This window comes from Sphingomonas sp. GlSt437, assembly GCF_048015635.2.
Lineage (GTDB): Bacteria > Pseudomonadota > Alphaproteobacteria > Sphingomonadales > Sphingomonadaceae > Sphingomonas.
In genome coordinates this window covers 282,047-307,256 of sequence record NZ_JBPGYA010000001.1, presented here as the reverse complement: position 1 = coordinate 307,256, position 25,210 = coordinate 282,047, and the positions used below count along the sequence as shown (strand labels likewise).

Genomic DNA, 25,210 nt, shown 5'->3' with positions numbered 1-25,210 from the left:
GACCCGGGGTCCCGCTATTACCCGGCGCTGAAAGAAGCGGGACCCCGGATCAAGTCCGGGGTGACGACGATGATATCATTGGCGTTTTACACACCGCGGAGCCGCGAGATCGTCGTCGAGTTCGTGATCACCTCGATATCGGTCTTGAGGTGAAGCAGGCGGACGCCTTGCTCGTTCAGCGCGGCATCGAGTGCGGGCGCGAATTGCTCGGTTGTCTCGACCATGGCGGACCAGCAGCCATAAGCCTTGGCGAGCGCGGCGAAATCGGGATTGTGGAGCGCGGTGCCCGACAAGCGCCGCGGATAATCGCGCTCCTGGTGCATGCGGATCGTGCCATAGCCGCCATTGTCGACCACGATGACGAGCATGTTGGCGCCATGCTGGACAGCGGTGGCAAGCTCCTGCCCGTTCATCAGGAAATCGCCGTCGCCGGCGACCGCGACGACGGTCTTGTCGGGGCAGCGAAGCGCCGCGGCGACGGCGGCAGGCACGCCATAGCCCATCGCGCCGGCGGTGGGGGCGAGTTGCGTCCCCGGCCCGCCGTAGCGCCAGTAACGATGCCACCAGCCCGAGAAATTGCCGGCACCGTTGCAGATGATCGTGTCCTCCGGCGTCAGCCGCTCCCGCATTGCCGCGACGCACAGGCCGAGGTCGAGCGTGACGCCGTCGCGGGGCTGGGGGGTGGACCATTCGAGATAATCGGCATGGGCTTCCATGCCTTTTGCAGACCCCAGCGTGATCGGGCCATCCTTAAAAAATTCAGCCGCAGCGTAACTGAGCGAAGACGCCGCATTGTGCACCGTTGTGCACACGGACAAGCTGTCCGGGGTATAGACGCGACCGATTTCTGAGGGATCAGGGTGTATGTGAATCAGGCATTGGCTGGGGTGGTTCGGCCGCACCAGCTCATATCCATCGGTTGTTGCCTCGCCCAGCCGTGCGCCAACTACAAGTAACAAATCCGCAGCCCTAATGCGGGCAACGAGCTTTGGGTTGGGACCATAACCAAGGTTGCCAGCCCATACGGACGAGCTATTCGAGATAGCGTCCTGGCGTCGAAAAGCGGCGGCAACCGGAAGACCACAAGCCTCGGCAAACAAGCGAAAGCGAACACCTGTGGCGTTGGCCCAGCCCGCGCCACCGACAATGGCGATGGGGGCTTTGGCCAGAGCAATTGCCTCAATGATTTCCACTGACATTATTTGAGAAATAGCTTGGCTTCGCCATTCCACACGCGGCCGGTCCACCGCTTCCACTTCATCGCGCAGCATATCCTCGGGCAGCGCCAGCACCACTGGACCCGGCCGCCCGCTCATCGCCGTATTGAAGGCGCGGGCGATATATTCGGGCAGGCGCCGCGCGTCGTCGATGCGCGCGGCCCATTTGGCGATGGGCGCGAACATCGCCTCGAAATCGATTTCCTGGAATGCTTCGCGATGGCGATGGCCGCGATCGATATCGCCGACGAACAGGATCATCGGCTGCGAATCCTGCCGCGCGACATGAACCCCGATCGAGGCATTGGTCGCGCCCGGCCCGCGCGTGACGAAGCAGATACCCGGACGCCCGGTCAGCGTGCCATCGGCGCACGCCATGAACGCCGCGCCGCCTTCCTGCCGGCATGTAACGACCTCGATCTCGGGCGTGTCGTGCAGCGCATCGAGCACGGCGAGGAAGCTCTCGCCCGGTACTTGGAACAGGCGGTCGACGCCTTGGGCGATCAGATTGTCGACAAGGATGCGGCCGCCGGTGCGAAGTTGGGTCATGGGCGGGGGTTTAGCGGGGCTTGGGGGCGTTCGCTAGCCAATCGGCCTTCAAACCCTCGCCCCTGAACTGGATGCGCAGACTTAGTCTTGGCGCGAGCAAAGGCTTAGTCGGAGCTGGGTGAGGGGTAATTCCGACGGTCGCCCGTGCGGCTGCCCTCACCAAGCTCCGCTAAGCGCTGGTGCGCTAAGCTGCGCTATCCTCTCCCGCAAGCGGGAGAGGAGTTTTCCACACCTCACGCCTGATGCACCGCCTTGGTCACGCAATAGCTTGCATAGCCCTCCGTCCCACCTTCGCTGCCGAAGCCCGAATGCTTCACCCCGCCGAACGGCGCGTCGGCGCTGCTGATCGCGAAGCTGTTGATGCCGACCATCCCTGCCTCGATCGCGTCGCCCAAGATGTTCGCGCGGCGGACATTTTCGGTAAACGCGAAGGCGGCGAGGCCATAGGGCAGGCGGTTCGCCTCGGCGATCGCCTCGTCCATCGTCTTGAACGGGCGGCTGACCGCGACGGGGCCGAAGGGCTCGGTCGACATGATCTCGGCTTCCAGCGGCACATCGGCAAGCAGCGTCGGGCGGAAGAAAAAGCCCTCGTTCCCCAGCCGCTCGCCGCCCGCTAGCGTGCGCGCGCCCTTGGCCTTGGCGTCGTCGACCAGCCGCTCGATCGCCTCGGGGCGGCGGACGTTCGCCAAAGGCCCCATGCGATTGGCGGGATCGAGCCCGTCGCCCACCGGCAATTGCGCCGTGCGCGCGGCGAACCCAGCAAGGAAATCCTCGTAAATCGACTCCTCGACATGGAAGCGCGTCGGCGAGACGCACACCTGGCCCGCATTCCGGAACTTCTGCGGCACCACCATGTCGAGCGTCTTTTCAAGGTCGCAATCGGCGAAGATCAGCACCGGCGCATGGCCGCCCAGCTCCATGGTCGTGCGCTTCACGCCGTCGGCCGCCAGCCGCATCAGATGCTTGCCAACCGGCACTGATCCGGTAAAGCTCACCTTGCGCACGATCGGCGAGGCGATCAGGTGGCGGCTGACGGTATCGGGCACGCCAAAGACGAGTTGCGCGACGCCCTTGGGCAGGCCGGCATCGTCGAGGCAGCGGATCAGCGCGGAAGTGCAGCCGGGGGTCTCCTCGGGCGGCTTGGCGATGACCGAGCAGCCCGCCGCCAGCGCCGGCGCGAGCTTCTTCGCCATCAGGTAGAGCGGGAAATTCCACGGCGAGAACGCCGCGACCACACCCACCGGCTGCTGGATGACGATCGAGCGTTGCCCTTCCGGCCGCACCAGCACACGCCCATAAGCCCGCAGCGCCTCTTCGGCATACCAGTCGAACAATTGCACCGAGCCTGCGACTTCCGCGCGCGATTCGACCAGCGGCTTGCCTTGCTCGCGGGTCATGATCGTCGCGATCGCCTCGGCGCGGTCGCGGAGCAGTTGCGCAGTCTTGTGGAGGATGGCGGCGCGTTTGGTCGCATCGGTCTTGCGCCAGACGGCAAAGCCCTTGTCGGCGGCGGCGAGCGCGGCGTCGAGATCGGCTGCGCTCGCCAGCGGCACCTCGGCCAGCGCGCCGCCGGTGGCGGGGTTCACCACCGCGCGCGTGTCGCGGCCTTCGCCGGCTGCCCAGGCGCCATCGACGAACAGCGCGAGATCGGCGTCATAAGCGGCATTGGACATGGGCGAATTCTCCTTGGCGGGTCGGGCGTCAGGCGGCAGATAGGTGCCGATACCGAACAAAGCGAGAGGATAGGGGATGGCCGAGCTAAAAATCGTCGCGGAAGGGCTGCGCTTTCCCGAAGGCCCGGTGGCGATGCCCGACGGCAGCATCATCCTGGTCGAGATCGCGGCGGGGCGGATCACGCGGGTTCGGCCGGATGGAGCCAAGGAAACCGTCGCGGAGCCGGGCGGCGGCCCCAATGGCCTGGCGCTGGGGCCGGACGGCAAGCTGTATTGCTGCAACAATGGCGGCTTCAACTACATCACCCACCCCAGCGGTCTCCTGATCCCGCACGGCCAGGCCGATGATTATTCGGGCGGGCGGATCGAGCGGATCGATATCGCGACGGGCGCGGTCGAGGTGCTCTACAAGGATGGCGACTTCGGCTGCATCCTGCGCGGGCCCAACGACATCGTGTTCGATGATCATGGCGGCTTCTGGTTCACCGATCACGGCAAGAACCGCCCGCGCGAGCGCGACATTACCGGCATCTTTTACGCCAAGGCCGATGGCAGCCACTTGGAGGAAGTGATCTTCCCCAGCGAAAACCCCAATGGCATCGGCCTCTCGCCCGATGGCAAGACGCTCTATGCGGCGGAGACTTATACATGCCGGCTGATGGCTTTCGACGTGATCGCGCCCGGCAAGGTCGACCAGACAGCAGGCTTGGGCGGCGCGGGGCGGCCGCTTTATCGCCCGGCCGGATACAAATTCTTCGATTCGCTAGGCGTCGAGGCGAGCGGCAATATCTGCGTCGCGACGATCGGCGAAAGCGGTATCTCGGTCGTGTCGCCGACGGGCGAGCTGGTCGAGTTCGTGCCGACGCCCGACCCCTTCACCACCAATATCTGCTGGGGCGGCCCTGACCTTATGGACGCCTATATCTGCCTGTCGGGAACGGGCAAGCTGGCGAAGATAAGGTGGGCTCGACCGGGGCTGAAACTGGCGTATTGAGGGGATCAGGGGCCATTAATCATCGTCACCCCGGCCTTGTGCCGGGGTCCACCAAGCGTCTTGGTCAAGGGCAGGAAGCCTGAGCGTTTCGCGTTCGGCACAGTGGACCCCGGCACGAGGCCGGGGTGACGGTTGAGTGTAGACAGGCTGGAAGGTGTTAAATGGCGAAGGACGAAGAAAAGCACCTGATCTCGCGCGTCGGCTGGCTTCGCGCCGCCGTGCTCGGCGCGAATGACGGCATCGTCTCGACCGCCAGCCTGATCATCGGCGTTGCCGCCGCGCATCAGCCGCAATCGGCGATCCTGATCACCGGTGTCGCCGGCCTCGTCGCGGGGGCGATGTCGATGGCGGCGGGCGAGTTCGTCTCGGTCAGCTCGCAGCGCGATACCGAGGAAGCCGAGCGCGCCAAGGAAGCGCTGGAGCTGAAAGTCGCGCCCAAGGCCGAGCTGCAGGAATTGACGCGCATCTATGTCGAGCGTGGGCTCGACCAGGCCCTTGCCGAGCAGGTCGCCCAGCAGCTGACCGAACGCGACGCGCTGGAAGCGCATATGCGCGACGAGCTGGGGCTGACCGCCGAGCTGGAAGCTCGGCCGGTGCAGGCAGCCATGGCCTCGGCGGCGAGCTTTACCGCGGGCGCCGCGTTTCCGCTGCTGCTCGTGCTGTTGCTGCCGATCAGTCTGGTCGCGGTGGGCGTCGGGATCGGCTCGCTCGTCTATCTAGCGGTGCTCGGCGTCGTCGGCGCGGTGGCCGGGGGTGCGCCGGTGCTTTGGCCGACCGTTCGGGTGACATTCTGGGGCGGCATCGCGATGGCGGTGACGGCGGGCGTCGGCCTCGCCGTGGGGCATGTGGGCTAGGCGTTGACCATGGCTCGGGCACGGGGCTAAGCGCCGGGGCATTGCTCGACTCTTGTCCGGAGCCCGCCTTCATGAAAAAGCTCTACCCCAATGCCGCCGCCGCGCTGGAGGGCGTGTTGTTCGACGGCATGCTGATCTGCGCGGGCGGTTTCGGTTTGTGCGGCATCCCCGAGCGGCTGATCGACGCGATCCGCGATGCAGGCGTCAAAGACCTGACGATTGCCAGCAACAATGCCGGCATCGATGGCGAGGGGCTCGGCAAGCTGCTCCGCACGCGCCAGGTGAAGAAGATGATCTCGTCCTATGTTGGCGAGAACAAGGAATTCGAGCGGCAATATCTGGCGGGCGAGCTCGAAGTCGAATTCTCCCCGCAAGGCACGCTGGCCGAGCGCTGCCGCGCGGGCGGGGCGGGTATTCCGGGCTTCTACACCAAGACCGGCGTCGGCACGCTGGTTGCCGAGGGCAAGGAAGTGAAGACCTTCGACGGGCAGGATTATATCCTGGAGCGCGGGATTTTCGCCGATCTGTCGATCATCAAGGGCTGGAAAGCCGACGAGACGGGCAACCTCGTCTTCCGCAAGACCGCGCGCAATTTCAACCAGCCGATGGCGACCGCGGGCAAGATCTGCGTGGCGGAGGTCGAGGAAATCGTGCCGGTCGGCAGCCTCGACCCCGACCAGATTCACCTGCCCGGCATTTACGTCAACCGCCTGATCCTGGGCGCGCCGTACGACAAGAAGATCGAATTTGTCACCACGCGCGAGCGGGTGTCGGCGTGAGCGACAAGCCCATCCCCATCGACCTGACGCCCTATGCCCAGAATCTGGTGGGCGCGCGCGAATTTCTGCGGATGTGGGCAACCGAGGACGGCCCCGTCTTCTGCTTCATCAACCCCGTGCCGGTGGGTGCCGACCCGATCGGCTTCGGCGTCGCCCTGGTCGATGCGATCGGCCATGCCGCCAAGGCTTATGCCCGCGCCGTGCAGATCAGCGAGGCCGAGGCGCGGGCGCGCATCTGGGAAGGCGTCGATGCCGAACGCAACCGCCCGACCGACAGCCCGATCGAATTCGTTCCCCGCAAGGAGCAGCACTGATGCCCCAAGGATCCAAAGGCTGGACCCGCGATGACATGGCGGCGCGCGCCGCGAGGGAGCTGCAGGACGGCTTCTACGTCAATCTCGGCATCGGCATCCCGACTTTGGTAGCGAACCACATTCCCGCCGGCATGGACGTGACGCTGCAGAGCGAGAACGGCATGCTCGGCATCGGGCCGTTCCCTTACCCTGACGAGGTCGATCCCGACCTGATCAACGCCGGCAAGCAGACGATCAGCGAGCTACCGCAATCGGCCTATTTCGGGTCGGAGCAGAGCTTCGCGATGATTCGCGGCGGGCATATCGACTTGACCGTGCTCGGCGCGATGGAAGTGAGCGAGGGCGGCGACATCGCCAACTGGATGATCCCCGGCAAGCTGATCAAAGGGATGGGCGGCGCGATGGACCTGGTCGCCGGCGTCAAGCGCATCGTCGTGGTGATGGAGCACACCTCCAAGAACGGCGACCCCAAATTCATTCCCGCCTGCACGCTGCCGCTGACCGGCCGCAACGTGATCGACATGATCATCACCGATCTCGCCGTGTTCCATCGCCCCGATCATGCGAGCCCGTTCGAGCTGATCGAACTGGCGCCAGGCGTGACGGTGGAGGAAGTCGCGGCAAAGACGACGGCGGCGTATAAGGTCGCGGTCGCGGCTTGAAACGGATCGTCGCCCCAGCGGAAGCTGGGGCCGCCTGCCGCATGCGATCCCAGCCTGCGCTGGGATGACGCGCAAAAGGGGCGAGAGCGCCTGATCGTCCTGCCCTGATACCGCCTATCGCCCATGCGGCGTTGCTCTTAACCCAAGCCGGCCCTATTAACGCTCCTATGTTGAACTTTATTCGCCGCCGTTACCTCGATCTACTGGGCTCGATTTACATCTATAACGAGCGCCGCGGCTATTTGAGCATCGATCGCGTGCTCGAGGCCGTGCGCGGCCGCGCACCTGACGATCACGAGCTGATCGCCGCGATCGAGAAGCATCGCGCCGATGAGCGGAAACATTACGTCATGTTCCGCCGCTGGTTCGAGCTGCGCGGAGTGATGCCGCTCAAGGTCGATCGCACCTGCGGCCATATCGATCGTTTCGTGGAAATAATGTTCCGCCGTACGATCGACGAGCTCGATACCCAGGCGATCATTGCCGACGATCGGCTGTTCGAGCGGCTGTGCCGGGTGATCTCGCTGACCGAGCAGCGCGGTCACAAGCAAGTCCATGTCCTGCTCAACCACCCGATCGTCCAGCGCGACAAAACGCTGATGAAGATTTTCCAGATCATCGAGCGCGACGAGCCGAGCCATTGGGCGCCCTATGACGGCTGGCTGAAAGCGAACGGCAAGCGCGACCCCAAATGGTGGGAACGCGCGATCGACGGCTTCATTCATGGCGAGCTCTTGCTGCTCAAGCTGCCGGTCCTGTTCCTCAATCCCTGGGTCGGCCGCTATGAGCGCTGGCCCGACGCTGACGATCCCGTCGTCGAAGCACCCGTTCGTCCCACCGCGCTGGCGGCGTAACAGCGAACCAGGGCTTCCCCGCTCGCCGGGGCGCGGTTATCGGCGACGGCTCTTGCGTCTGCACCGTCGCTCGGCGATGCAGGCGGCATGATCCGCACCCTGCTTGGCATCCTCGCTCTCCTGATCGCCGCTTTCGGCCTCTGGTTCTTCCTCGTGCCGGGGCCCGACAAGCTCAGCCAGCTCGACGGGCTTGCGGGTGGCGGGCGCGGCGCGGAACAGGCCGCGTCGGGCATCGCGTTCGGCACGCATGGCCAACGGCTCGATGTCTGGCGGCCCGCAGGGGCAACGAACGGGCCCCGCCCGGTGATCGTGTTCTTCTATGGGGGCGGCTGGCATGACGGGACGCGGCAAGGCTATGCCTTTGCGGGGCGAGCGCTGGCGGCGCAGGGCTTCGTCGTCGTCATCCCCGATTACCGCAAGGTGCCGGCAGTGCGCTTCCCCGCTTTCGTCGCCGATGCGGCCGAGGCGGTGCGCTGGGCGCGCGACCATGCCCGCGATTATGGCGGCGACCCGGCGCGCATCGCGCTGATGGGGCATTCGGCGGGGGCGCATATCGCTGCGCTTCTCGCGCTCGACTCGCGCTACCTCATCGCGACCTGCGCCGATCCGCACGTCGTGAAGGCCGTGGTCGGGCTGAGCGGCCCTTATGATTTCTACCCCTTCACCACCGATAACGCCAAGGCGGCGTTCGGCGCCTATCCCGATCCGCGCGAGACGCAGCCGATCAGTTACGCGCGCGCCGATGCGCCGCCGATGCTGCTCGTCACCTCGACCGCCGACACCACGGTCAAGCCGCGCAACAGCATTGCGCTGCGCGATCGCTTGCACGCACTGGGCGCACCCGTGGCTTTCCGTGATTATCCGGGCCTGAGCCATGAAGGCGTGGTGATGGCGCTCAGCAAGCCGTTCCGCGGCACGGCGCCGGTGCTTGCCGACAGCGTCGCTTTCCTCAACGCCCGGCTGGACGGCGCTGCGGCTGCGAAGTAGCGGCGCACCATGCGTATTTTGCTGACCGGATCATCAGGCTGGCTCGGCCGGCACCTCGCGCCGCAGTTGCGGGCGGCGGGGCATCAGGTAACCGGGCTCGATGTCGCGCCGGGGGCGTATACCGATGTCGTCGGCACGGTCGCGGATCGGTCGCTGATCGACCGGCTGTTTGCCGAGCATCGCTTCGATGCGGTCATTCACGCCGCCGCGCTGCACAAGCCCGACATCGCGCGGTATCCGGTGCAGGCGTTCATCGATGTGAATGTGACCGGCACGCTCAACCTGCTCGATGCGGCGGTAGCGGCGGGGGCGAGCCGGTTCGTCTTCACCTCGACCACGTCGCTGATGATTTCCGAGGCCATTCGCCGCGCCGAAGGTGAGGCGGCGGTGTGGATCGACGAGACGATAGCGCCGCTCGAGCCGCGCAACATCTATGGCGTCACCAAATTGGCCGCCGAACATCTCTGCCGGCTCTATCACCAGCTCCACGGCTTGCCGTGCCTCATCCTGCGCACCGGGCGCTTCTTCCCCGAGGATGACGACACGCACGCCAAGCCCTCCGGCGAGAATCTGAAAGCCAATGAGCTGCTCAATCGCCGGTTGACGGTCGAGGATGCGGTCGAGGCGCATCTGATGGCGCTCGATCGCGCGCCGGCGATTGGCTTCGATACCTTCATTCTGTCGGCGCCGACGCCTTTTGCGCGCGACGAGGCGGCCGAGCTGAAGCGCGATCCGGCGGGCGTCATCGCGCGCCGCTTCCCCGATGCAGCCGATCTCTATGCCGCGCGCGGCTGGGTGCTGCCCGAGTCGATCGACCGCATTTACGATGCCGCGCGCGCTGAGCGCGTGCTCGGCTGGCGCGCCAGGACCGATTTCGCCGCTGTCCTCGCCGCGCTGCGCGCGGGCGCGCCGCTGCCGGTGGCGCATGATCCGGCCTATACGTCGCCGATTATCGCCGCGGCCACTTGATCGCGCCTCATTCCCGGTGCGGGGCGGCAAGGCCTATTGGCCATACTTGATCGAGTCGCCACAACCCGTCATTGATGCTAGGGATTGCACCGCAACGGGGGGATTGCGATGGGCGAGCGTTTCCAGGTCTATCTGATCAAACCGACGCGGTACGACGACGAGGGCTATCCGCTGCAATGGTGGCGGTCGATGATCCCCTCCAACTCGCTCGCCTGCATGGTCGGCATCGTCGAGGATGCGTTCGAGCGTGGCGTGCTCGCCGATGTGCCGCGCGACATGCACATCATCGACGAGATCAACACCAAACTCTCGGTCGACAAGATCATCCGCAACATCCGCGACAATGGCGGACGGGCGTTCATTGGCCTGGTCGGCGTGCAGTCGAACCAGTTTCCGCACGCGCTCGACCTTGCCAAGCAGTTCCGCGCGGCGGGCTTGCCGGTGTGCATCGGCGGTTTCCACGTCTCGGGCTGTATCTCGATGCTCAAGACGTTGCCGCCCGAATTCGCCGAGATGGAAGCGCTCGGCATTTCGGTGTTCGCGGGCGAGGCGGAAGAAGCGCGGATCGACGATGTGCTGCTCGACGCGTATTCGGGCAAGTTGAAGCCGGTCTATAATTATCTGAAAGACACGCCCGGCATCGCCGGTGCCCCGGTGCCGCATCTGCCGCGCGAGCACGTCACCAAGAATTTCGCCAAATATGCGAGCTTCGATCTCGGGCGCGGCTGCCCGTTCGAGTGCTCGTTCTGCACGATCATCAACGTGCAGGGGCGCAAAAGCCGGTTCCGCACGCCCGAGGATCTGGAGCGCATCGTCAAGGCGAATGCCGAGCAAGGCATCAGCCAATTCTTCCTGACCGACGACAATTTTGCGCGGAACAAGAATTGGGAAGCGTTCATCGATCGGTTGATCGAGCTGAAGGAGGAAGGCTTCCCGGTCCGGCTCGTCATTCAGGTCGATGTGCTGGCACATCGCGTGCCGCGCTTCATGGAAAAGGTCGTCGCCGCGGGTGCCGATCAAGTGTTCATCGGCCTTGAGAACATCAATGCCGACAATCTGGAAGCCGCGAACAAGCGCCAGAACCGCGTCGAGGATTATCGCGCGATGTTCCTCGCGTGGAAGCAATATCCTGTGGTGATCACCTGCGGCTATATCATCGGCTTCCCCAACGACACCTATGACGCGATCATGCGCGATATCGAGATTCTGAAGAACGAGCTCGCCATCGATACGCTCTACATGAACTACCTCACCCCGCTGCCGGGCAGCGAGGACCATCGCAAGCTTTACGAAGCGGGCGTGTGGATGGACCCCGACCTCAACAAATACGACCTCAACCACCGCGTCACACACCATCCGCGCATGGCCGATGACGAGTGGGAGCGGGCGTATCGCGACGCGCATCGCAGCTTCTATTCGTGGGAGCATATGGAGCGCGTGCTCAAGCGGCTGGTCGCGCTCGGCTCGAACCGCCGGCTGACCACGATGCACCGGCTGATCGCGTATCGCGAGGCGGTGCGGCTGGAAGGCGTTGCCAAGCTCGAATCGGGGTGGATCCGCATCAAACGCCGCCGCAACCGCCGGCCGGGGCTGCCAATCGAAAACCCGCTGGTTTTCTATCCGCGCTATCTGGCGCACGTTGCTTGGTCGGTCAGCATCACGATCCATACCTGGTGGAAGCTGAGGCGCATCCTGAAGCGGATCATGAACGACCCCAATCGCCTGGCGTATCGCGATCTCGCGATCACCCCGGTCGAGGCGCCAAACGACTCGCACCTGCTGTCGGATACGCGCTCGACGCCGATCGCCGACAAACGGCGTGCGCAGGCGCAAGCCGCCTAGGGTTGCAGCCGCGCGGTTTGGCGTTAAGGCCGGGAGCCGATGGGGACCGGACCGAAAACGCTCTACGAAAAAATCTGGGATGCGCATGTCGTCGAGCGGCGCGATGATGGGACGTGCCTGATCTATATCGACCGGCATCTCGTCCATGAAGTCACCAGCCCCCAAGCGTTTGAGGGGTTACGCGTCGCGGGGCGCACGGTGCGCCGGCCCGACCTGACGCTGGCGGTGCCCGATCATAACTTGCCGACCACGCCGCGCGTCGACGCCGCTGGCCACCCGATCCCGATCGCCGACCCCGAAAGCGCCGCGCAGCTCGACGCGCTGCGTCGCAACGCACCCGAATTCGGCATCGACTATATCGACGCGACCGCGCCCGAGCAGGGCATCGTGCATGTCGTCGGGCCCGAGCAGGGCTTTACGTTGCCGGGGACGACCCTGGTCTGCGGCGACAGCCATACCTCGGCGCATGGCGCGCTGGGGGCATTGGCGTTTGGGATCGGCACCAGCGAAGTCGAGCATGTGCTGGCGACGCAGACGTTGCTGCTCAAGCGATCGAAGACGATGGAAGTCCGCGTCGACGGTACGCTCGCGCCAGGGGTGTCGGCGAAGGATGTGGTGCTTGCGATCATCGGCCGCATCGGGGCGGCCGGGGGCACCGGTTATGTCATCGAATATACCGGCAGCGTCATCCGCGATTTGTCGATCGAGGGGCGACTGACCATCGCCAATATGTCGATCGAAGCGGGCGCGCGAGCGGGGCTGATTGCGCCCGACGACAAGACTTTTACCTATCTCAAGGGCCGGCCGATGGCGCCCAAGGGAGCCGATTGGGACCGTGCGGTCGCTTGGTGGCGGACGCTCGCGACCGATCCCGGCGCGATCTACGACAAGCGCGTGGTGATCGACGCGGCCGATATCGCGCCCAATGTTACCTGGGGCACCAGTCCCGAGGACGTCGTGCCGATCACTGGCACAGTGCCCGATCCGGCGAGCTTTGCCGATCCCGCCAAGCAGGCCGCCGCGCGCAGGTCGCTCGACTATATGGGCCTTACCCCCGGCACCGCGATGCGCGACGTGCCCGTGCAGCACGTCTTCATCGGCAGCTGCACCAACAGCCGCATCGAGGATCTGCGCGCTGCCGCCGCCATCGCCCGGGGTCGCCACGTTGCCGATGGCGTCCGCGCGCTGGTCGTGCCCGGATCGGGGCTGGTCAAGCGCCAGGCCGAAGCGGAAGGCGTCGCCGCAACGCTGATCGAAGCGGGTTTCGAATGGCGCGAGCCGGGCTGCTCGATGTGTCTCGCGATGAACCCGGATAAAGTGCCGCCCGGCGAACGCTGCGCTTCCACTTCCAACCGGAATTTCGTAGGGAGACAGGGACCTGGCGCGCGCACCCATCTCGTGTCGCCGGCAATGGCAGCGGCGGCGGCAGTGACCGGGCGGCTGACCGATGTCAGGGAGCTGATGGGGGAGGGGTCGCAACCGTGAAACGTGCGCTGTATCTGCTTGCTTTGGGCACCATCTTGAGCGGCGCCGCCGCGGTATCAGTCAGCGGCCAGCCGAGCGGCGCGATCAAATTGTGGCGGCTCGATTGCGGGACGATCCAGGTCAACGACATGGACGCGTTTTCCGACGTGAAGGCCTATGTCGGCCGCAAGACGCGGATCACCGACAGCTGCTATCTGATCAAGCATGGCGACAGCTACCTGCTGTGGGAGACGGGCTTGCCGGCGGCGCTCAAGGGCGCGGCGATGAACAGCAAGGACACTTTCTCGCCGACCGTGACCAAGACGGTAGTCGAGCAGCTCAATGAAATCGGCGTCAAGCCCGAGCAGATTTCGCTGATCGGCATCAGCCATTATCACTTCGATCATCTCGGCCAGTCGGATGATTTCCCCAAGGCCAAGCTGATGATCGGCGCGCGCGACTGGGAGGCGATGCGCGCCAATCCGGTGCCGTTCGGTATCAATCCCGCGCTGGCGACCGCATGGACCAAGAATGGCGGCGCGGTCGATCCCGTCACCGGTGACCGCGACGTGTTCGGCGACGGCACTGTGACGATGCTAGAGACGCCTGGGCATACGCCGGGCCATCATTCGCTGCTGGTCAAGCTCGTGGGGATGGGCCCCATTCTGCTCTCGGGCGATGTCGCGCATTTCCGGGAGAATTATGACAGCAACGGCGTGCCCGGCTTCAACACCGATCGCGCCGACAGCATCGCATCGATGGAGCGCGTGAAGGGCCTGGCCAAGAACCTGAACGCCACCGTCGTGATCCAGCACGACGCCCGCGACATCGCCAAGCTGCCTGCCTTCCCTGCGTCCGCCGACTGATGGAGCCGGTCCGGCGGGTTGAAGGCGGCGCTTATCCCTGGGGCGCCAAGAATATCGATACCGACGTCATCATCCCGGCGCATTGGCTGAAAACCATTGCGCGGGCGGGGCTGGGCAAGGGCGCGTTCGAAAGCGTGCGGGCAGAGCCGGGCAATGTGTTCGACGATCCGCGTTACGCCGGCAGCCCGATCCTGATCGCCGGCGACAATTTCGGCTGCGGGTCGAGCCGCGAGCACGCCGCCTGGGCGCTCGCCGATATGGGCATCACGGCGGTGATCGCGCCCAGCTTTTCCGACATTTTCTCAGGCAATGCGTTCAAGAACGGCATCGTCGCCGTGGTGTTGCCGCAGGACGCGATCGACCGGCTGCTGGCGGTTGCTGCCGAGGGCCAGCCGATCACCGTCGATCTTGAGACGATGACGGTGACGACGCCGTTCCAGGATCGCTTTACCTTCGAGCTCGATCCCTTCCGCCGCCAATGCCTGATCGAGGGGCTGGACGAGATCGGCCTGACACTGGCAAGGGATGCGGCCATCGCCACCTACGAAGCCGGCATCGCGCATGACCGGCCTTGGATCAGCCGGGAGAGAATGCATGAAGGGACTGCTGTCTAACGCGCCGGGCGGCCCCGAGACGCTGGAGATTGGCGAGCTGCCCGATCCCGTCGCCGGGCCGGGGCAGGTGGTCGTCGCGGTCAAGGCGTGCGCGATCAATTATCCCGACGTGCTGATCATCGAGGACAAATATCAGATCCGTCCGCCGCGCCCGTTCGCGCCGGGTGGCGAGATTGCCGGTGTGGTCGAAAGCGTCGGCGAGGGGGTGACGCGGGTTGCCCCAGGGGATCGGGTGATCGCGATGGTCGGGCATGGCGGGCTCGTCGAGAAAGTTGTGGTTGATGCGGCGCGCGTGCACGCGCTGCCGGAAGGGCGCAGCTTCGAGGAAGGCTCGGCGCTGCTGCTCACTTATGCGACGACGATCCACGCGCTGCTCGATCGCGGGCATCTGAAGGAAGGGCAGACATTGCTCGTGCTCGGCGCGGCGGGCGGCGTGGGGCTGGCGGCGATCGAGCTTGGCAAGGCATTCGGCGCGCGCGTGATCGCGGCGGTATCGAGCGAGGAAAAGGCGGCGGCGTGCCGCGAGGCGGGCGCGGACGACACGATCGTCTATGGCCGCGCGCCGTTCGACAAGGAGCAATCCAAGGCGCTGGCCGATCAATTCAAGGCCGCGGTCGGCCCGGCGGGAGCGGACGTGATCTACGATCCGGTCGGCGGCGATTATGCCGAGCCCGCGTTGCGCTCGATCGCTTGGGAAGGGCGCTATCTCGTCATCGGCTTCCCCGCCGGCATCCCGCGCCTGCCGCTCAACCTGACCTTGCTCAAGAGCTGCGATGTGTGCGGCGTGTTCTGGGGCGCCTTTGCGGCGCGCGACCCGCAGGCAAACCAGGCGCATGTCGACCGGCTGTTCCGGCTGTGGAAGGACGGGGCCATTGCGCCCCGGGTGACCGAAGTGTTCGACTTTGCCGATGGCGGCAAGGCGATCGCCAAGATGGCGGCGCGCGGCGCGATTGGGAAATTGGTGGTGCGGGTAGGGGAGTAGGTCTGCCCTTTTTCGCTACCGTCACCCCGGCCTTGAGCCGGGGTCCCGCTATTAGTTAACGCTCGAAGAAGCGGGACCCCGGGTCAAGCCCGGGGTGACGTCAAATCGCTATTGGCAAGACGACCCCTTACTCTCTCGACAGTAGCCACCCCGTTGCCTTGCGCGCCGACGCATCCTATCTCCCAAACAACAGCCAGTGGAGACCCGCCCGCAATGACCACCTTTGACGACCGGGAAAAGGCGTTCGAGGCGAAATTCGCGCATGACCAGGAATTTGTCTTCCGGGTCACCGCGCGGCGCAACCGCTTGCTCGGCCAATGGGCAGCGGCGCTGATGAAGCTGACGCCGGAAGAGACCGACGCCTATGCCAAGTCGGTCGTCCAGGCCGATTTCGAGGAAGCGGGTGACGAAGACGTGGTGCGGAAGTTGCTCGGCGATTTGATTGCCGCCGGGGTCGACATGGACGATGCGACCGTCCGTGCCGCGATCAACGACAAGGCGATCGAAGCGCGCCGTCAGCTGTTGGAAGCGCTCTAATGCCGATGCCGCCAGAGGAGATCGAACGGCTGATCGTCGCGGGCATTCCCGATGCGGCGGTCGAGATCACTGACCTCGCCGGCGATGGTGATCATTATGCCGCGCGGGTAACCAGCTCCAGTTTCCGGGGCCTGCCGCGCATCAAACAACATCAGGCGGTTTATGCCGCGCTTGGCGGGCGGATGGGCGGCGTGCTCCACGCGCTGCAATTGACCACCGCCGTGCCCGATTGAAGGAAGACGCAGATGACCGATGACACCCAGGCCCGCATTGCTGACATCGTTGCCCAGAACGACGTGCTGTTGTTCATGAAGGGGACGCCGTTGTTCCCGCAATGCGGCTTTTCCAGCCGGGCGGTCGCGATCCTCCAGCATCTCAACGTCGAGTTCGGCAGCGTCGATGTGCTGCAGGACCAGGCAATCCGCCAGGGAATCAAGGAGTTCTCGGACTGGCCGACCATCCCGCAACTTTATGTGAAGGGTGAATTCGTCGGCGGATCGGACATCATGATGGAGATGTTCGACACCGGTGAGCTGGCCGAATTGTTCTCTTCCCACGGGCTGGTCGGCGCGGCATAAGCCTCGGCAACAACAAGGCTGTGCACAGCCTGAGCCGCCACGCTTGACCGGGGGGAGCGAATGAAATTGCCGGCGCCGGATGACCTTAGGGTCACGACCGGAACCCTGCCCCCGCTGCTCATTTGCGATCTGACGCAAAGCTATTCGCCCGTCGCGGGCGGCGGCGTTGGCACTTATCTGCGCGAAAAGCGCGACTATATCCTCAACCATACGCCGCACCGGCTGCTCCAGATCGTGCCGGGGCCGGAGGACAAGGTGGTGGCCGATGGGCGCCACATCTGGGCGGAAGTCGGCGCCGACCCGGTGCGCGGCAGCCCCAATTACCGCTTCATCCTGCGCACCAAGATCGTCCGCGAGCTGCTCGCGCGCTATCGCCCGGACATCGTCGAATCGCTCTGCCCCTGGGTGCTGCCGTGGACCGCGATCCACCATCGCCGCGCTTTCCCGGAAACGACATTGGTCGCGGGCTACTCGACCGATTTCCCCAATGCGCATGTCCATCGCGTGATGCTGCCCAAGGTCGGGCCGGCGCTTGCCGGGGCGTTGCGCTGGCTGTCCTATGGCTATGCCGAGATCACTTATCGCGAGTTCGACTGGGTCTACACGCTGAGCGAGGACATCCGCGAAATCCTGGCGGGGCGGAAGATTACGCGGTCCAGCGTGCTGCCGCTGGGCGTCGATACCAGCGCCTTTGCGCCTGAGCGCCGCGACCCGAGCTATCGCGCCGCGCTGGGGCTGACGGGCGAGGGGCCGCTGCTGATCTACGCCGGTCGCATCGACAATGAGAAGCGCGCCGACCGGCTGGTCGATATGTTCCGCCGCTTGCCCGCGGATCTGGGCGCGGGCCTCCTCATGATTGGCGACGGCAAGCTTGCCGAGCGGCTGAAGGCGGAAAGCGCCGGGCTCAACATCGCGTTCACGGGGTTCGAGGGCGATCGTGCCCGGCTGGCGCGGGCGCTGGCCTCGGCCGATATCTATGTATCGGCGATGGCGGATGAGACCTTCGGCATTTCGATCGTCGAAGCGCAGGCGTCGGGGCTGCCGGTGGTCGGCGTGGCGAGTGGCGCGATGGTCGATCGCGTGCCGGCGGGGCTGGGGCTGCTCGGTCCTGTCGATGACGTCGATCAGATGGCCGCGAATGTGCTGGCGGTCTGGCAGGGAGATCACTCCGGCATGGGCCGCGCCGCGCGCCAACACGTGCTCGATCGGTTCAGCTGGACGCGGACGTTCGACCTGCTGCTCTCCGACATCTATCCGCAGGCGCTGGCGCATACCGCCGAGCGGCTGGCGGGTAAGCGGCTTTGGGGCGCGCGCGAGCGGCTGGCAACGGCGGCGGCGGGCTAGGGGTTTCGGCTGGGTTTGCCGGGTGCGGGCGGATCGGCGCGAGACTGGACAGGAGAGCGACCGATCCGCCCAGCTGAAGCGATGTCGCTCGGCGTGATCCAAGCGTTGCACTGCGCGTGCCAAACCGGCAAAGCCCAGGAAAACTGCGGTCGGTGACGGTTAATGGCTGGTTGGCACTGGCCGTGATTGTCAAATATCCCGACAGCCCCGGTAGCAGCACGCGCCGTTCCATTCATCTGCCGTTCATCGCTTGCGACTACACGCGTAATCGTAACGACTACACGAGTAGTCGACGGGGAGTTGGCGATGGCCGAGCGGATCAGCGACGCGGAACATGCGGTGATGGAAGTGCTGTGGGAGCACGCGCCGCTCTCCGCTCAGGGTGTCGCCGAGCGCATCGCGCCGGAGCGCGGCTGGAGCACCAACACCGTCAAGACTTTGCTCGGCCGGCTGCTCGCGAAAAAAGCGATCACGCATGAGGAGGATGGCCGGCGCTACCTTTATCGCCCGGCGGTGGCGCGCGAGGATTATGTCGCGCACGAATCGCGGCGGCTGATCGACCGGCTGTTCGGCGGCAAGCTGACGCCGCTCGTCGCGCACCTTGCCGAGCGCGACGCGCTGAGCGAGCAGGACATCGCCGAGATCGAGGCGTTGCTGCGGGAGTTGAAGGCGTGATCGGCTGGGCGATCGACGCGCTACTCGCGTCGTCGATGCTGATGCTCGTTGTGCTGGTGCTGCGAGCGCCGGTGCGCCGAGCATTCGGGCCGGGCGTCGCTTATACATTGTGGCTGCTGCCCGCCGCGCGGCTGTTGCTGCCGTCATTGCCCGTCGCCTGGCGCGAGGAAGCCGCCGCGCCGATCGCGCGCGCCAGCCAGAGCATCGAAGTGCTGGTGATCGATCCGGTATCGACCCGGCTGCCCGCGCTGGCTCCCGCCGCAACATCGACCGGCTGGTCGCTATCGCCGATGCTGCTGCTGTGGATATGGGCGGCCGGCGCCATCGTCTTTCTTGTCTGGCATCTGATGGCTTATCGCCGCTTCTGCCGGCGGATGCTGGCGAGCGCGCGTGCTGTTGAAGGCGCGCCGGTCGCGATCATCGAGACCGATGCCGCCGCCGGACCGCTCGCCTTCGGGATATGGCGCCGCTACGTCGCATTCCCCGCTGATTTCCGCGAGCGCTATGATGCCGATGAGCGCAGCCTCGCGCTCGAGCATGAGCTGGCGCATCATGACGGCGGCGACCTGATCGCCAATTGGGTCGCGCTCGCCGTGCTGGCGGCCCACTGGTTCAACCCGATCGCCTGGTACAGCTTCCGGGCCTTCCGCGCCGACCAGGAAATGGCGTGCGACGCGCGCGTGCTCGCCCGGCGCGATCCCGCGCTGCGCCACGCTTATGGCCGCGCGATCGTCAAATCGGCGCAGGGCGGTCTGTTGGGCGGGGCGGTTTCCGCTGCCTGCCATCTCCACACCATCAATGATCTGAAAGGGAGGTTGAGGATGCTTTCGAAACTAAGGACTTCGTGGCTGCGGCTGGCGGGCGGTGCCGTTTCGGTAATCGCGATCACGCTGGCGGGGCTGGGGCTTACTGCATCGGGCGGGCAAGCGGCAGAGCGGCTGCGCAGCGGCGTCAGCGATGCAATCGGCGCCGATGTCGCGACGCTCGATGCACCGGTGGCGCCGGCGGCACCCGTCGCGCCGGCTGCACCCGGTAAACTCCGCGCGCTCGCAAAAGCGCCCGTTGCGCCCGCAGCCCCGTTGGTCGGCGAGCAAAATGCCCCTGCTCCACCCGCACCGCCGCCAGCCCCTGGCGACGATGTCGCGGTACCGGCCCCCGTGGCGCCTCCCGCGCCGCCGGCGCCGGGTGACAAGGTCGAGCGCCGCGTGATGGTCTATGCCGATGGCGGCAGTGATGAGGCCGGCGACCGCCACGTCCACAAGCGCATCCGCATCATTCGCCGCGACAGGGACGGCCGCGTCATCAGTGACGAGACGCGCGACGTGCCCGACGTTCCGCAAGTCAGCTCGACCAACTGCGGCCCCGCTGCGGGCGAAGACCATGAGCCGGTGATCCACAAGGGCAAGGACGGCAAGCGGATCATCATCATCTGCACCGACCGGATCGAGCGCATGGCCAACCATGCCGCGACGGTGGCCACCAACAGCAAGGATATCGAGCGCCACGCTTATGAATCGGCGCTGCGCAGCCTGCAGGCATCGCGTGCCCGGCTCACCGGCAAGGGCGATGAAGAGGCGAGCAAGGCCATCGACCAAGCCATCGCCGAACTCCAAGCCGATCTCGCCAAGCTGAACTAGCCCCCTGGTTGCGAAGCGAGCGCGCGGCCGGTGATCGTCGGGAGGGCGATCGCCGGCCGCCTGCGTTTGCGTGACGGCTCTTGCCTTGCCAGCGGCTAACCGCCATCTCCAACGGATGACGGCGCTCCCCACCGGTGACAGCATCACGATCGAGCCGCTCGTCGCGCGCGTGCTGGCGCCCAATCCGTCACCTTACACCTATACCGGCACCCAGACTTATGTGGTGGGCACGACCGATGTCGCGGTGATCGATCCGGGGCCTGACGATGCGCACCACATCGAGGCATTGCTCCGCGCGATTGACGGCCGGCCGGTGCGCGCGATTACCTGCACGCACACCCATCGCGATCACAGCCCGGCGGCGGCGGCGCTGAAAGCGGCGACGGGCGCGCCGATCATCGGTTGTGCACCGCTGGTGCTCGACGATGCCGGCCCGCGCGCTGACGCCTCATTCGATCGCACCTACGCCCCTGACATGGTGCTGGCTGATGGGGAGCAAGTGCGCGGCGAGGGCTGGACGATCACCGCTATCGCCACCCCCGGCCACACCAGCAATCACCTCTGCTACGCGCTGGAGGAGAGCGGCGCGCTGTTTACCGGAGACCATGTGATGGGCTGGTCGACCAGCGTCGTATCGCCGCCCGATGGCGATATGCGCGCCTATATGGAGAGCCTCGCGCGGCTCCACGATCGCGACGACCGCGTCTATTACCCCGCGCATGGCGAGCCTGTGGAGAAACCACGCCAGTTCGTCCGCGGGCTGATCGGCCATCGTCGCCAGCGCGAGAATCAGATCTTGAAGCTGCTCGGCGAGGGGGTCGGCCATATTCCCGATATGGTCGCGCGGATGTATGTCGGGCTCGACCCGCGGCTGAACGGCGCGGCGGGACGATCGGTGCTCGCACACTTGATCGACCTGCGCGACCGGGGCCTGGCGACGGGCGACCGGGACGACTGGCGAAAGGCGGCTTGATGCGGTGTCTCCTGCAATTCCTCGCCGCGCTTGGCATCACCGCCGCGTTGATCGTCGGGGGGCTGTGGGGGCTCAACCGTTACGTCCAGCACCGGCTCGACCCCGACCCGCAGACGATCGCCACCGCCAGCCTGAAAGGGCTGCAGGCGCAGAACAAGCTCTCGGCCTTCACCGCGCAATATGTCGCGGTCGTCACCTCGACGCAGACGCGGCTGGGCTTGAGTACGCAAAAGACGCTGATCATGCCTGGCCTCGTTCGCTACGAAGTCGATCTCGGCAAGCTGCGCCAGCGCGACCTGCAGTGGGACAAGGCGAGCGGCACGCTCTCGGTCACGCTGCCGCCGATCGAGACCGATCCGCCCCAGGTCGATCTGGCGCGGGTGCGCGAATATGGCGATGGCGGCCTGCTCGCGACCTTCACCAACGCGACCGAGCAGCTCGACGCCGCCAATCGCGCCGCCGCACAGACCGAGCTCACCCAACAGGCGCGAGCGCCCGCGATGATCACGCTTGCCCGCGATGCCACTCGCCGCGCGATCGAGCGCAGCTTCGCCATGCCGCTCGCCGCCGCGGGGATCGACGCCAAGGTCGCCGTCCACTTCGCTGACGAGGCGCATACCGATGATCGCCCTTGGGACGTCAGCCGCTCGGTCGGCGAAGTGCTGGGGAATGGCGAGTAGGCGCCCGACTTTATCCCGGCGCCTGATCTGCTAAAAAGCTGATGAGGAGCGAAGAGGGGGAGGGCAACCATGGCAACGCTACCGGGCAACCGCGCGTCGACGCGGGGGGATGACGGGTTTTTCCTGACCATGGCATTCGTCATGTGCGGGCTGATCGTGGTCGGGTTCGTGCAGGCACATTTGCGCGGGATGTCGACGTTCAATTCGCCGCTGATCGTCCATGCCCATGCCGTGACGTTCATGGGCTGGGTGGTCATTTACCTCACGCAGAACTGGCTCGCGACGCGGGGGCCATTGGCGCTCCACCGGCAATTGGGCTGGATCGCGGCGGGTTGGCTGATTCTGATGATCGTGGTGGGGACGGCAGTGACCATCTTCGATATCCGCCGGGGCCATACCCCGCCGATCTTCCAGCCGTTGCATTTCCTGGTGTTCGATACGCTGACGATCGTCGGCGCGACGGTGCTTTTCTATGCGGGCATTGCGTTCCGGCGGCAGACCGATTGGCATCGCCGCCTCAATTATTGCGGCATGGCGATGCTGACCGGCCCCGCCTTCGGCCGCATGCTGCCGATGCCGCTGTTGATCCCTTGGGCCTATCACGCCGCGCTGCTCTGCACCTTCATCTGGCCGCTGGTGGGGGTGATCGCCGATCAGCGCCGCGATGGCCGCATCCACCCGGCCTGGGCATGGGGCTTGGGCGGCATGCTGGTGACCGAAGCCGTGACCGACATCATCAGCTTCTCCCCCATCGGCCTCGCGCTCTACAAGCTGGTTGTCGCGGGTTCGATCGGCGAAGCGATTGCGCCTTTGGCATTTCCGCCCTTTCCGGCGGGTTGATCCCGCCGCTCGCTGGGGCCATGTGGGCGGCGCACCGGCGGGAGAAGACAAATGGACGCGCGTAACGGTATTGGCGGCAGCCTGACGGGGCTCGATCTGCGCGCCGAGATCGACCGGCTGCGCAGCGAGCGCAACGCCGTGATCCTCGCGCACTACTACCAGCAGTCGGAAATCCAGGACCTGGCCGATTTCGTCGGTGACAGTCTGGACTTGAGCCGCAAGGCACAGGCGACCGATGCCGATGTCATCGCCTTTTGCGGCGTCAAGTTCATGGCCGAGACCGCCAAGATCCTGAGCCCCGACAAGATCGTCGTGCTGCCCGACTTGAATGCCGGGTGCAGCCTAGAAGATAGCTGCCCGGCAGACAAATTCGCCGCCTTCCGCGCCGCGCGTCCCGATCACATCGCGCTCACCTACATTAACTGCTCGACCGAGGTGAAAGCGCTGAGCGACATCATCGTCACCAGCTCATCGGCCGAACGCATCCTCGCGCAAATCCCCACCGATCAGCCGATCATCTTCGGCCCTGATAAGCATTTGGGCGGTTATCTCGCGCGCAAGACCGGGCGCGACATGCTGCTCTGGCCGGGCGTGTGCATCGTCCACGAAGCGTTCAGCGAGACCGAATTGCTCAAGTTGAAAGCGCTCCACCCACACGCGCCGGTCGCCGCGCACCCCGAATGCCCGGGCTATATCCTCGATCACGCCGATTATGTCGGGTCGACCAGCGGCATCCTGAAATACGCCAACGATATGCCCGGCGACATGCTGATCGTCGCGACCGAGCCGCACATCATCCACCAGATGGAAAAGGCGATGCCGGGGAAAACCTTCATCGGCGCGCCGGGCGCCGACGGGGTCTGCAATTGCAATATATGCCCCTATATGGCGCTGAACACCATGGAGAAGCTCTACCTCGCCCTGCGTGACCTGAGCCCGCGCATCGAGATTGAGGAGGGGCTGCGGTTGAAGGCCAAGCACAGCCTGGACCGCATGCTGGAGATGACGGCTTGATCCACTCATCCTCTCCCCTTGCGGGAGAGGATAGCGCAGCTTGCCGCTGGAAGCGGCTAGCGAAGCTTGGAGAGGGGGATTCCCGCCATCGATAGGCCGGGACAACACCCCCTCACCCAACTCCGACTAGGCGGTAAACCGCCAAGTCTGCGTATCCCTCTCCCGCAAGGGGAGAGGGGGATAGCGGGATTGCTGTACAGCGAATGTGGCGGCTCGTGGCGGATAAGCTGGCGCAACGCTTACCCAAAAATCCCTGCCGCCCCGCTTGACAGCGCCGGGACTCGCCCCTAACTGCCCGCAATCCGAAAGCACGGCTGCCGGCGGCGCGGTTTCGCGCGTGCGCCGCTATCGTACGTTTTGGGTATGCAACGCGATGAGATGGGGTGCCGCCAGCCATGCGTGCCCCCGTGGAGCTGGGAGAATATCGTTCATGGCACGTATAGCGGGTGTCAACATCCCGACCAACAAGCGCGTGATCATCGCGCTCCAGTATATCCACGGCATTGGCCCGGCCAAGGCGCGTGAGATCACCACCAAGCTCGGCATCGCTGATGCGACGCGGGTGCAGGACCTGACCGATCAGGAAGTGCTGCAGATCCGCGAGACGATCGACGCCGCCTACACGGTGGAAGGCGACCTGCGCCGCGAAACCGCGATGAACATCAAGCGCCTGATGGACCTGGCCTGCTATCGCGGCCTGCGCCATCGCAAGGGGCTCCCTGTTCGTGGCCAGCGCACGCACACCAATGCGCGCACCCGCAAGGGCAAGGCCAAGCCGATCGCGGGGAAGAAGAAGTAACGAAAACAGTCCGGGGGACTGTTTTCGACTTCTTCTCCGCCGGAGGCAGGCAAGAGGCTGACCGCCCGCCGATCTCCGAACCAAGAATTCATGGTCAGGATATAAACCAATGGCACGTGAACCGCAGCGTCTCCGTCGCAGGGAGCGCAAGAACATCACTTCCGGCGTCGCGCATGTGAACGCCAGCTTCAACAACACCATGATCACGATCACCGATGCCCAGGGCAACGCGATTTCGTGGTCGTCCGCGGGCATGATGGGCTTCAAGGGGTCGCGCAAGTCGACGCCTTATGCCGCCCAGGTCGCCGCGGAAGACGCCGGCCGCAAGGCCGCTGAGCACGGCGTCCGCACGCTCGAGGTTGAGGTCAAGGGTCCGGGATCGGGCCGCGAGTCGGCGCTGCGTGCGCTGCAGGCGGTCGGCTTCCAGATCACCTCGATCCGCGACGTGACCTCGATCCCGCACAACGGCGTTCGCCCCTCCAAGCGTCGCCGCGTTTAAGCTTTCGTCCCCGT

At 65.4% G+C, this 25,210-nt stretch carries 27 protein-coding genes; 25 read left to right on the top strand and 2 right to left on the bottom strand.

What is annotated here, in order from left to right; translation table 11 throughout:
• Positions 1-86 precede the first annotated feature (86 nt).
• Together ACLB0R_RS01620 and ACLB0R_RS01615 are read right to left on the bottom strand one after the other, a co-directional pair.
• On the bottom strand, positions 87-1,766 hold the full coding sequence (locus ACLB0R_RS01620; RefSeq protein ID WP_416641558.1) for a thiamine pyrophosphate-binding protein: 1,680 nt from the start codon (positions 1,764-1,766) through the stop codon (positions 87-89).
• A 233-nt stretch (positions 1,767-1,999) separates the two neighbouring features.
• The gene (locus ACLB0R_RS01615; protein WP_416641556.1) at positions 2,000-3,439 is read right to left on the bottom strand and encodes an NAD-dependent succinate-semialdehyde dehydrogenase; all 1,440 of its coding nucleotides are present in this window, start codon (positions 3,437-3,439) and stop codon (positions 2,000-2,002) included.
• A gap of 76 nt (positions 3,440-3,515) precedes the next feature.
• On the opposite strand from ACLB0R_RS01615, the gene ACLB0R_RS01610 reads away from it, so the two are divergent.
• The 25 genes from ACLB0R_RS01610 (at position 3,516) to rpsK (ending at position 25,196) form a co-directional block, all read left to right on the top strand.
• A complete protein-coding gene (locus tag ACLB0R_RS01610) occupies positions 3,516-4,433 on the top strand; it encodes an SMP-30/gluconolactonase/LRE family protein (protein WP_416641554.1) in 918 nt (305 codons plus the stop codon).
• 161 nt (positions 4,434-4,594) lie between these two features.
• Positions 4,595-5,287: a VIT1/CCC1 transporter family protein gene (locus ACLB0R_RS01605; protein WP_416641552.1), complete on the top strand. Its 693-nt coding sequence runs from the start codon at positions 4,595-4,597 to the stop codon at positions 5,285-5,287.
• A gap of 71 nt (positions 5,288-5,358) precedes the next feature.
• Positions 5,359-6,066: a CoA transferase subunit A gene (locus ACLB0R_RS01600; RefSeq protein ID WP_416641550.1), complete on the top strand. Its 708-nt coding sequence runs from the start codon at positions 5,359-5,361 to the stop codon at positions 6,064-6,066.
• Positions 6,063-6,380 (top strand): DUF5076 domain-containing protein, encoded by a 318-nt coding sequence (locus ACLB0R_RS01595; RefSeq protein WP_416641549.1) that lies wholly within the window; start codon positions 6,063-6,065, stop codon positions 6,378-6,380. The genes ACLB0R_RS01600 and ACLB0R_RS01595 overlap by 4 nt, the downstream gene beginning before the upstream one ends.
• Positions 6,380-7,042 carry a CoA transferase subunit B gene (locus tag ACLB0R_RS01590; RefSeq protein WP_416641547.1) on the top strand — a complete coding sequence of 221 codons (663 nt, stop codon included), beginning with the start codon at positions 6,380-6,382 and terminating at the stop codon, positions 7,040-7,042. Before ACLB0R_RS01595 ends, ACLB0R_RS01590 begins: the two co-directional genes overlap by 1 nt.
• A 167-nt stretch (positions 7,043-7,209) precedes the next feature.
• Positions 7,210-7,896, top strand: coding sequence for a ferritin-like domain-containing protein (locus ACLB0R_RS01585; protein ID WP_416641545.1), 687 nt, complete (start codon positions 7,210-7,212; stop codon positions 7,894-7,896).
• An 87-nt stretch (positions 7,897-7,983) separates the two neighbouring features.
• Positions 7,984-8,883 carry an alpha/beta hydrolase gene (locus ACLB0R_RS01580; protein ID WP_416641544.1) on the top strand — a complete coding sequence of 300 codons (900 nt, stop codon included), beginning with the start codon at positions 7,984-7,986 and terminating at the stop codon, positions 8,881-8,883.
• A gap of 9 nt (positions 8,884-8,892) precedes the next feature.
• Positions 8,893-9,852: an NAD-dependent epimerase/dehydratase family protein gene (locus ACLB0R_RS01575; RefSeq protein WP_416641542.1), complete on the top strand. Its 960-nt coding sequence runs from the start codon at positions 8,893-8,895 to the stop codon at positions 9,850-9,852.
• Positions 9,853-9,960: 108 nt separating this feature from the next.
• Positions 9,961-11,694, top strand: coding sequence for a B12-binding domain-containing radical SAM protein (locus tag ACLB0R_RS01570; RefSeq protein ID WP_416641539.1), 1,734 nt, complete (start codon positions 9,961-9,963; stop codon positions 11,692-11,694).
• Positions 11,695-11,733: 39 nt separating this feature from the next.
• Positions 11,734-13,179 carry a 3-isopropylmalate dehydratase large subunit gene (leuC, locus tag ACLB0R_RS01565; protein ID WP_416641537.1) on the top strand — a complete coding sequence of 482 codons (1,446 nt, stop codon included), beginning with the start codon at positions 11,734-11,736 and terminating at the stop codon, positions 13,177-13,179.
• Positions 13,176-14,024, top strand: a complete 849-nt coding sequence (locus ACLB0R_RS01560) for an N-acyl homoserine lactonase family protein (RefSeq protein ID WP_416641535.1) — start codon at positions 13,176-13,178, stop codon at positions 14,022-14,024. The genes leuC and ACLB0R_RS01560 overlap by 4 nt, the downstream gene beginning before the upstream one ends.
• Complete coding sequence (leuD, locus tag ACLB0R_RS01555; protein WP_416641533.1) at positions 14,024-14,638, top strand: 3-isopropylmalate dehydratase small subunit; 615 nt, start codon at positions 14,024-14,026, stop codon at positions 14,636-14,638. The genes ACLB0R_RS01560 and leuD overlap by 1 nt, the downstream gene beginning before the upstream one ends.
• Complete coding sequence (locus tag ACLB0R_RS01550) at positions 14,619-15,620, top strand: NADPH:quinone oxidoreductase family protein (RefSeq protein ID WP_416641531.1); 1,002 nt, start codon at positions 14,619-14,621, stop codon at positions 15,618-15,620. The genes leuD and ACLB0R_RS01550 overlap by 20 nt, the downstream gene beginning before the upstream one ends.
• Before the next feature lie 213 nt (positions 15,621-15,833).
• The gene (locus ACLB0R_RS01545; RefSeq protein WP_416641530.1) at positions 15,834-16,157 is read left to right on the top strand and encodes a DUF1476 domain-containing protein; all 324 of its coding nucleotides are present in this window, start codon (positions 15,834-15,836) and stop codon (positions 16,155-16,157) included.
• Complete coding sequence (locus ACLB0R_RS01540) at positions 16,157-16,390, top strand: BolA family protein (RefSeq protein ID WP_416641528.1); 234 nt, start codon at positions 16,157-16,159, stop codon at positions 16,388-16,390. The genes ACLB0R_RS01545 and ACLB0R_RS01540 overlap by 1 nt, the downstream gene beginning before the upstream one ends.
• 12 nt (positions 16,391-16,402) lie before the next feature.
• A complete protein-coding gene (grxD, locus tag ACLB0R_RS01535) occupies positions 16,403-16,735 on the top strand; it encodes a Grx4 family monothiol glutaredoxin (RefSeq protein WP_416641526.1) in 333 nt (110 codons plus the stop codon).
• A gap of 60 nt (positions 16,736-16,795) precedes the next feature.
• Positions 16,796-18,079, top strand: a complete 1,284-nt coding sequence (locus ACLB0R_RS01530) for a glycosyltransferase (RefSeq protein ID WP_416641525.1) — start codon at positions 16,796-16,798, stop codon at positions 18,077-18,079.
• A gap of 306 nt (positions 18,080-18,385) precedes the next feature.
• Positions 18,386-18,754: a BlaI/MecI/CopY family transcriptional regulator gene (locus ACLB0R_RS01525; protein ID WP_416641523.1), complete on the top strand. Its 369-nt coding sequence runs from the start codon at positions 18,386-18,388 to the stop codon at positions 18,752-18,754.
• Positions 18,751-20,391 carry a M56 family metallopeptidase gene (locus ACLB0R_RS01520; protein WP_416641521.1) on the top strand — a complete coding sequence of 547 codons (1,641 nt, stop codon included), beginning with the start codon at positions 18,751-18,753 and terminating at the stop codon, positions 20,389-20,391. The genes ACLB0R_RS01525 and ACLB0R_RS01520 overlap by 4 nt, the downstream gene beginning before the upstream one ends.
• A gap of 115 nt (positions 20,392-20,506) precedes the next feature.
• Positions 20,507-21,364, top strand: a complete 858-nt coding sequence (locus ACLB0R_RS01515) for an MBL fold metallo-hydrolase (RefSeq protein ID WP_416641520.1) — start codon at positions 20,507-20,509, stop codon at positions 21,362-21,364.
• Positions 21,364-22,044, top strand: coding sequence for a DUF4230 domain-containing protein (locus ACLB0R_RS01510; protein ID WP_416641518.1), 681 nt, complete (start codon positions 21,364-21,366; stop codon positions 22,042-22,044). Before ACLB0R_RS01515 ends, ACLB0R_RS01510 begins: the two co-directional genes overlap by 1 nt.
• 69 nt (positions 22,045-22,113) lie before the next feature.
• On the top strand, positions 22,114-22,884 hold the full coding sequence (locus tag ACLB0R_RS01505; protein ID WP_416641516.1) for a hypothetical protein: 771 nt from the start codon (positions 22,114-22,116) through the stop codon (positions 22,882-22,884).
• A gap of 51 nt (positions 22,885-22,935) precedes the next feature.
• On the top strand, positions 22,936-23,898 hold the full coding sequence (nadA, locus tag ACLB0R_RS01500; protein ID WP_416641514.1) for a quinolinate synthase NadA: 963 nt from the start codon (positions 22,936-22,938) through the stop codon (positions 23,896-23,898).
• Positions 23,899-24,328: 430 nt separating this feature from the next.
• Complete coding sequence (rpsM, locus tag ACLB0R_RS01495) at positions 24,329-24,697, top strand: 30S ribosomal protein S13 (protein ID WP_416641512.1); 369 nt, start codon at positions 24,329-24,331, stop codon at positions 24,695-24,697.
• Positions 24,698-24,806: 109 nt separating this feature from the next.
• The gene (gene rpsK, locus ACLB0R_RS01490; RefSeq protein ID WP_416641510.1) at positions 24,807-25,196 is read left to right on the top strand and encodes a 30S ribosomal protein S11; all 390 of its coding nucleotides are present in this window, start codon (positions 24,807-24,809) and stop codon (positions 25,194-25,196) included.
• The last annotated feature ends 14 nt before the right edge of the window (positions 25,197-25,210 follow it).

Coding starts and splice junctions, on each gene's coding strand:
- ACLB0R_RS01620 (WP_416641558.1), bottom strand. CDS start 1,766: ATGACCCAACTTCGCACCGGCGGCCGCATCCTTGTCGACAATCTGATC.
- ACLB0R_RS01615 (WP_416641556.1), bottom strand. CDS start 3,439: ATGTCCAATGCCGCTTATGACGCCGATCTCGCGCTGTTCGTCGATGGC.
- ACLB0R_RS01610 (WP_416641554.1), top strand. CDS start 3,516: ATGGCCGAGCTAAAAATCGTCGCGGAAGGGCTGCGCTTTCCCGAAGGC.
- ACLB0R_RS01605 (WP_416641552.1), top strand. CDS start 4,595: ATGGCGAAGGACGAAGAAAAGCACCTGATCTCGCGCGTCGGCTGGCTT.
- ACLB0R_RS01600 (WP_416641550.1), top strand. CDS start 5,359: ATGAAAAAGCTCTACCCCAATGCCGCCGCCGCGCTGGAGGGCGTGTTG.
- ACLB0R_RS01590 (WP_416641547.1), top strand. CDS start 6,380: ATGCCCCAAGGATCCAAAGGCTGGACCCGCGATGACATGGCGGCGCGC.
- ACLB0R_RS01585 (WP_416641545.1), top strand. CDS start 7,210: ATGTTGAACTTTATTCGCCGCCGTTACCTCGATCTACTGGGCTCGATT.
- ACLB0R_RS01580 (WP_416641544.1), top strand. CDS start 7,984: ATGATCCGCACCCTGCTTGGCATCCTCGCTCTCCTGATCGCCGCTTTC.
- ACLB0R_RS01575 (WP_416641542.1), top strand. CDS start 8,893: ATGCGTATTTTGCTGACCGGATCATCAGGCTGGCTCGGCCGGCACCTC.
- ACLB0R_RS01570 (WP_416641539.1), top strand. CDS start 9,961: ATGGGCGAGCGTTTCCAGGTCTATCTGATCAAACCGACGCGGTACGAC.
- leuC (WP_416641537.1), top strand. CDS start 11,734: ATGGGGACCGGACCGAAAACGCTCTACGAAAAAATCTGGGATGCGCAT.
- leuD (WP_416641533.1), top strand. CDS start 14,024: ATGGAGCCGGTCCGGCGGGTTGAAGGCGGCGCTTATCCCTGGGGCGCC.
- ACLB0R_RS01550 (WP_416641531.1), top strand. CDS start 14,619: ATGAAGGGACTGCTGTCTAACGCGCCGGGCGGCCCCGAGACGCTGGAG.
- ACLB0R_RS01545 (WP_416641530.1), top strand. CDS start 15,834: ATGACCACCTTTGACGACCGGGAAAAGGCGTTCGAGGCGAAATTCGCG.
- ACLB0R_RS01540 (WP_416641528.1), top strand. CDS start 16,157: ATGCCGATGCCGCCAGAGGAGATCGAACGGCTGATCGTCGCGGGCATT.
- grxD (WP_416641526.1), top strand. CDS start 16,403: ATGACCGATGACACCCAGGCCCGCATTGCTGACATCGTTGCCCAGAAC.
- ACLB0R_RS01530 (WP_416641525.1), top strand. CDS start 16,796: ATGAAATTGCCGGCGCCGGATGACCTTAGGGTCACGACCGGAACCCTG.
- ACLB0R_RS01525 (WP_416641523.1), top strand. CDS start 18,386: ATGGCCGAGCGGATCAGCGACGCGGAACATGCGGTGATGGAAGTGCTG.
- ACLB0R_RS01515 (WP_416641520.1), top strand. CDS start 20,507: ATGACGGCGCTCCCCACCGGTGACAGCATCACGATCGAGCCGCTCGTC.
- ACLB0R_RS01510 (WP_416641518.1), top strand. CDS start 21,364: ATGCGGTGTCTCCTGCAATTCCTCGCCGCGCTTGGCATCACCGCCGCG.
- ACLB0R_RS01505 (WP_416641516.1), top strand. CDS start 22,114: ATGGCAACGCTACCGGGCAACCGCGCGTCGACGCGGGGGGATGACGGG.
- nadA (WP_416641514.1), top strand. CDS start 22,936: ATGGACGCGCGTAACGGTATTGGCGGCAGCCTGACGGGGCTCGATCTG.
- rpsM (WP_416641512.1), top strand. CDS start 24,329: ATGGCACGTATAGCGGGTGTCAACATCCCGACCAACAAGCGCGTGATC.
- rpsK (WP_416641510.1), top strand. CDS start 24,807: ATGGCACGTGAACCGCAGCGTCTCCGTCGCAGGGAGCGCAAGAACATC.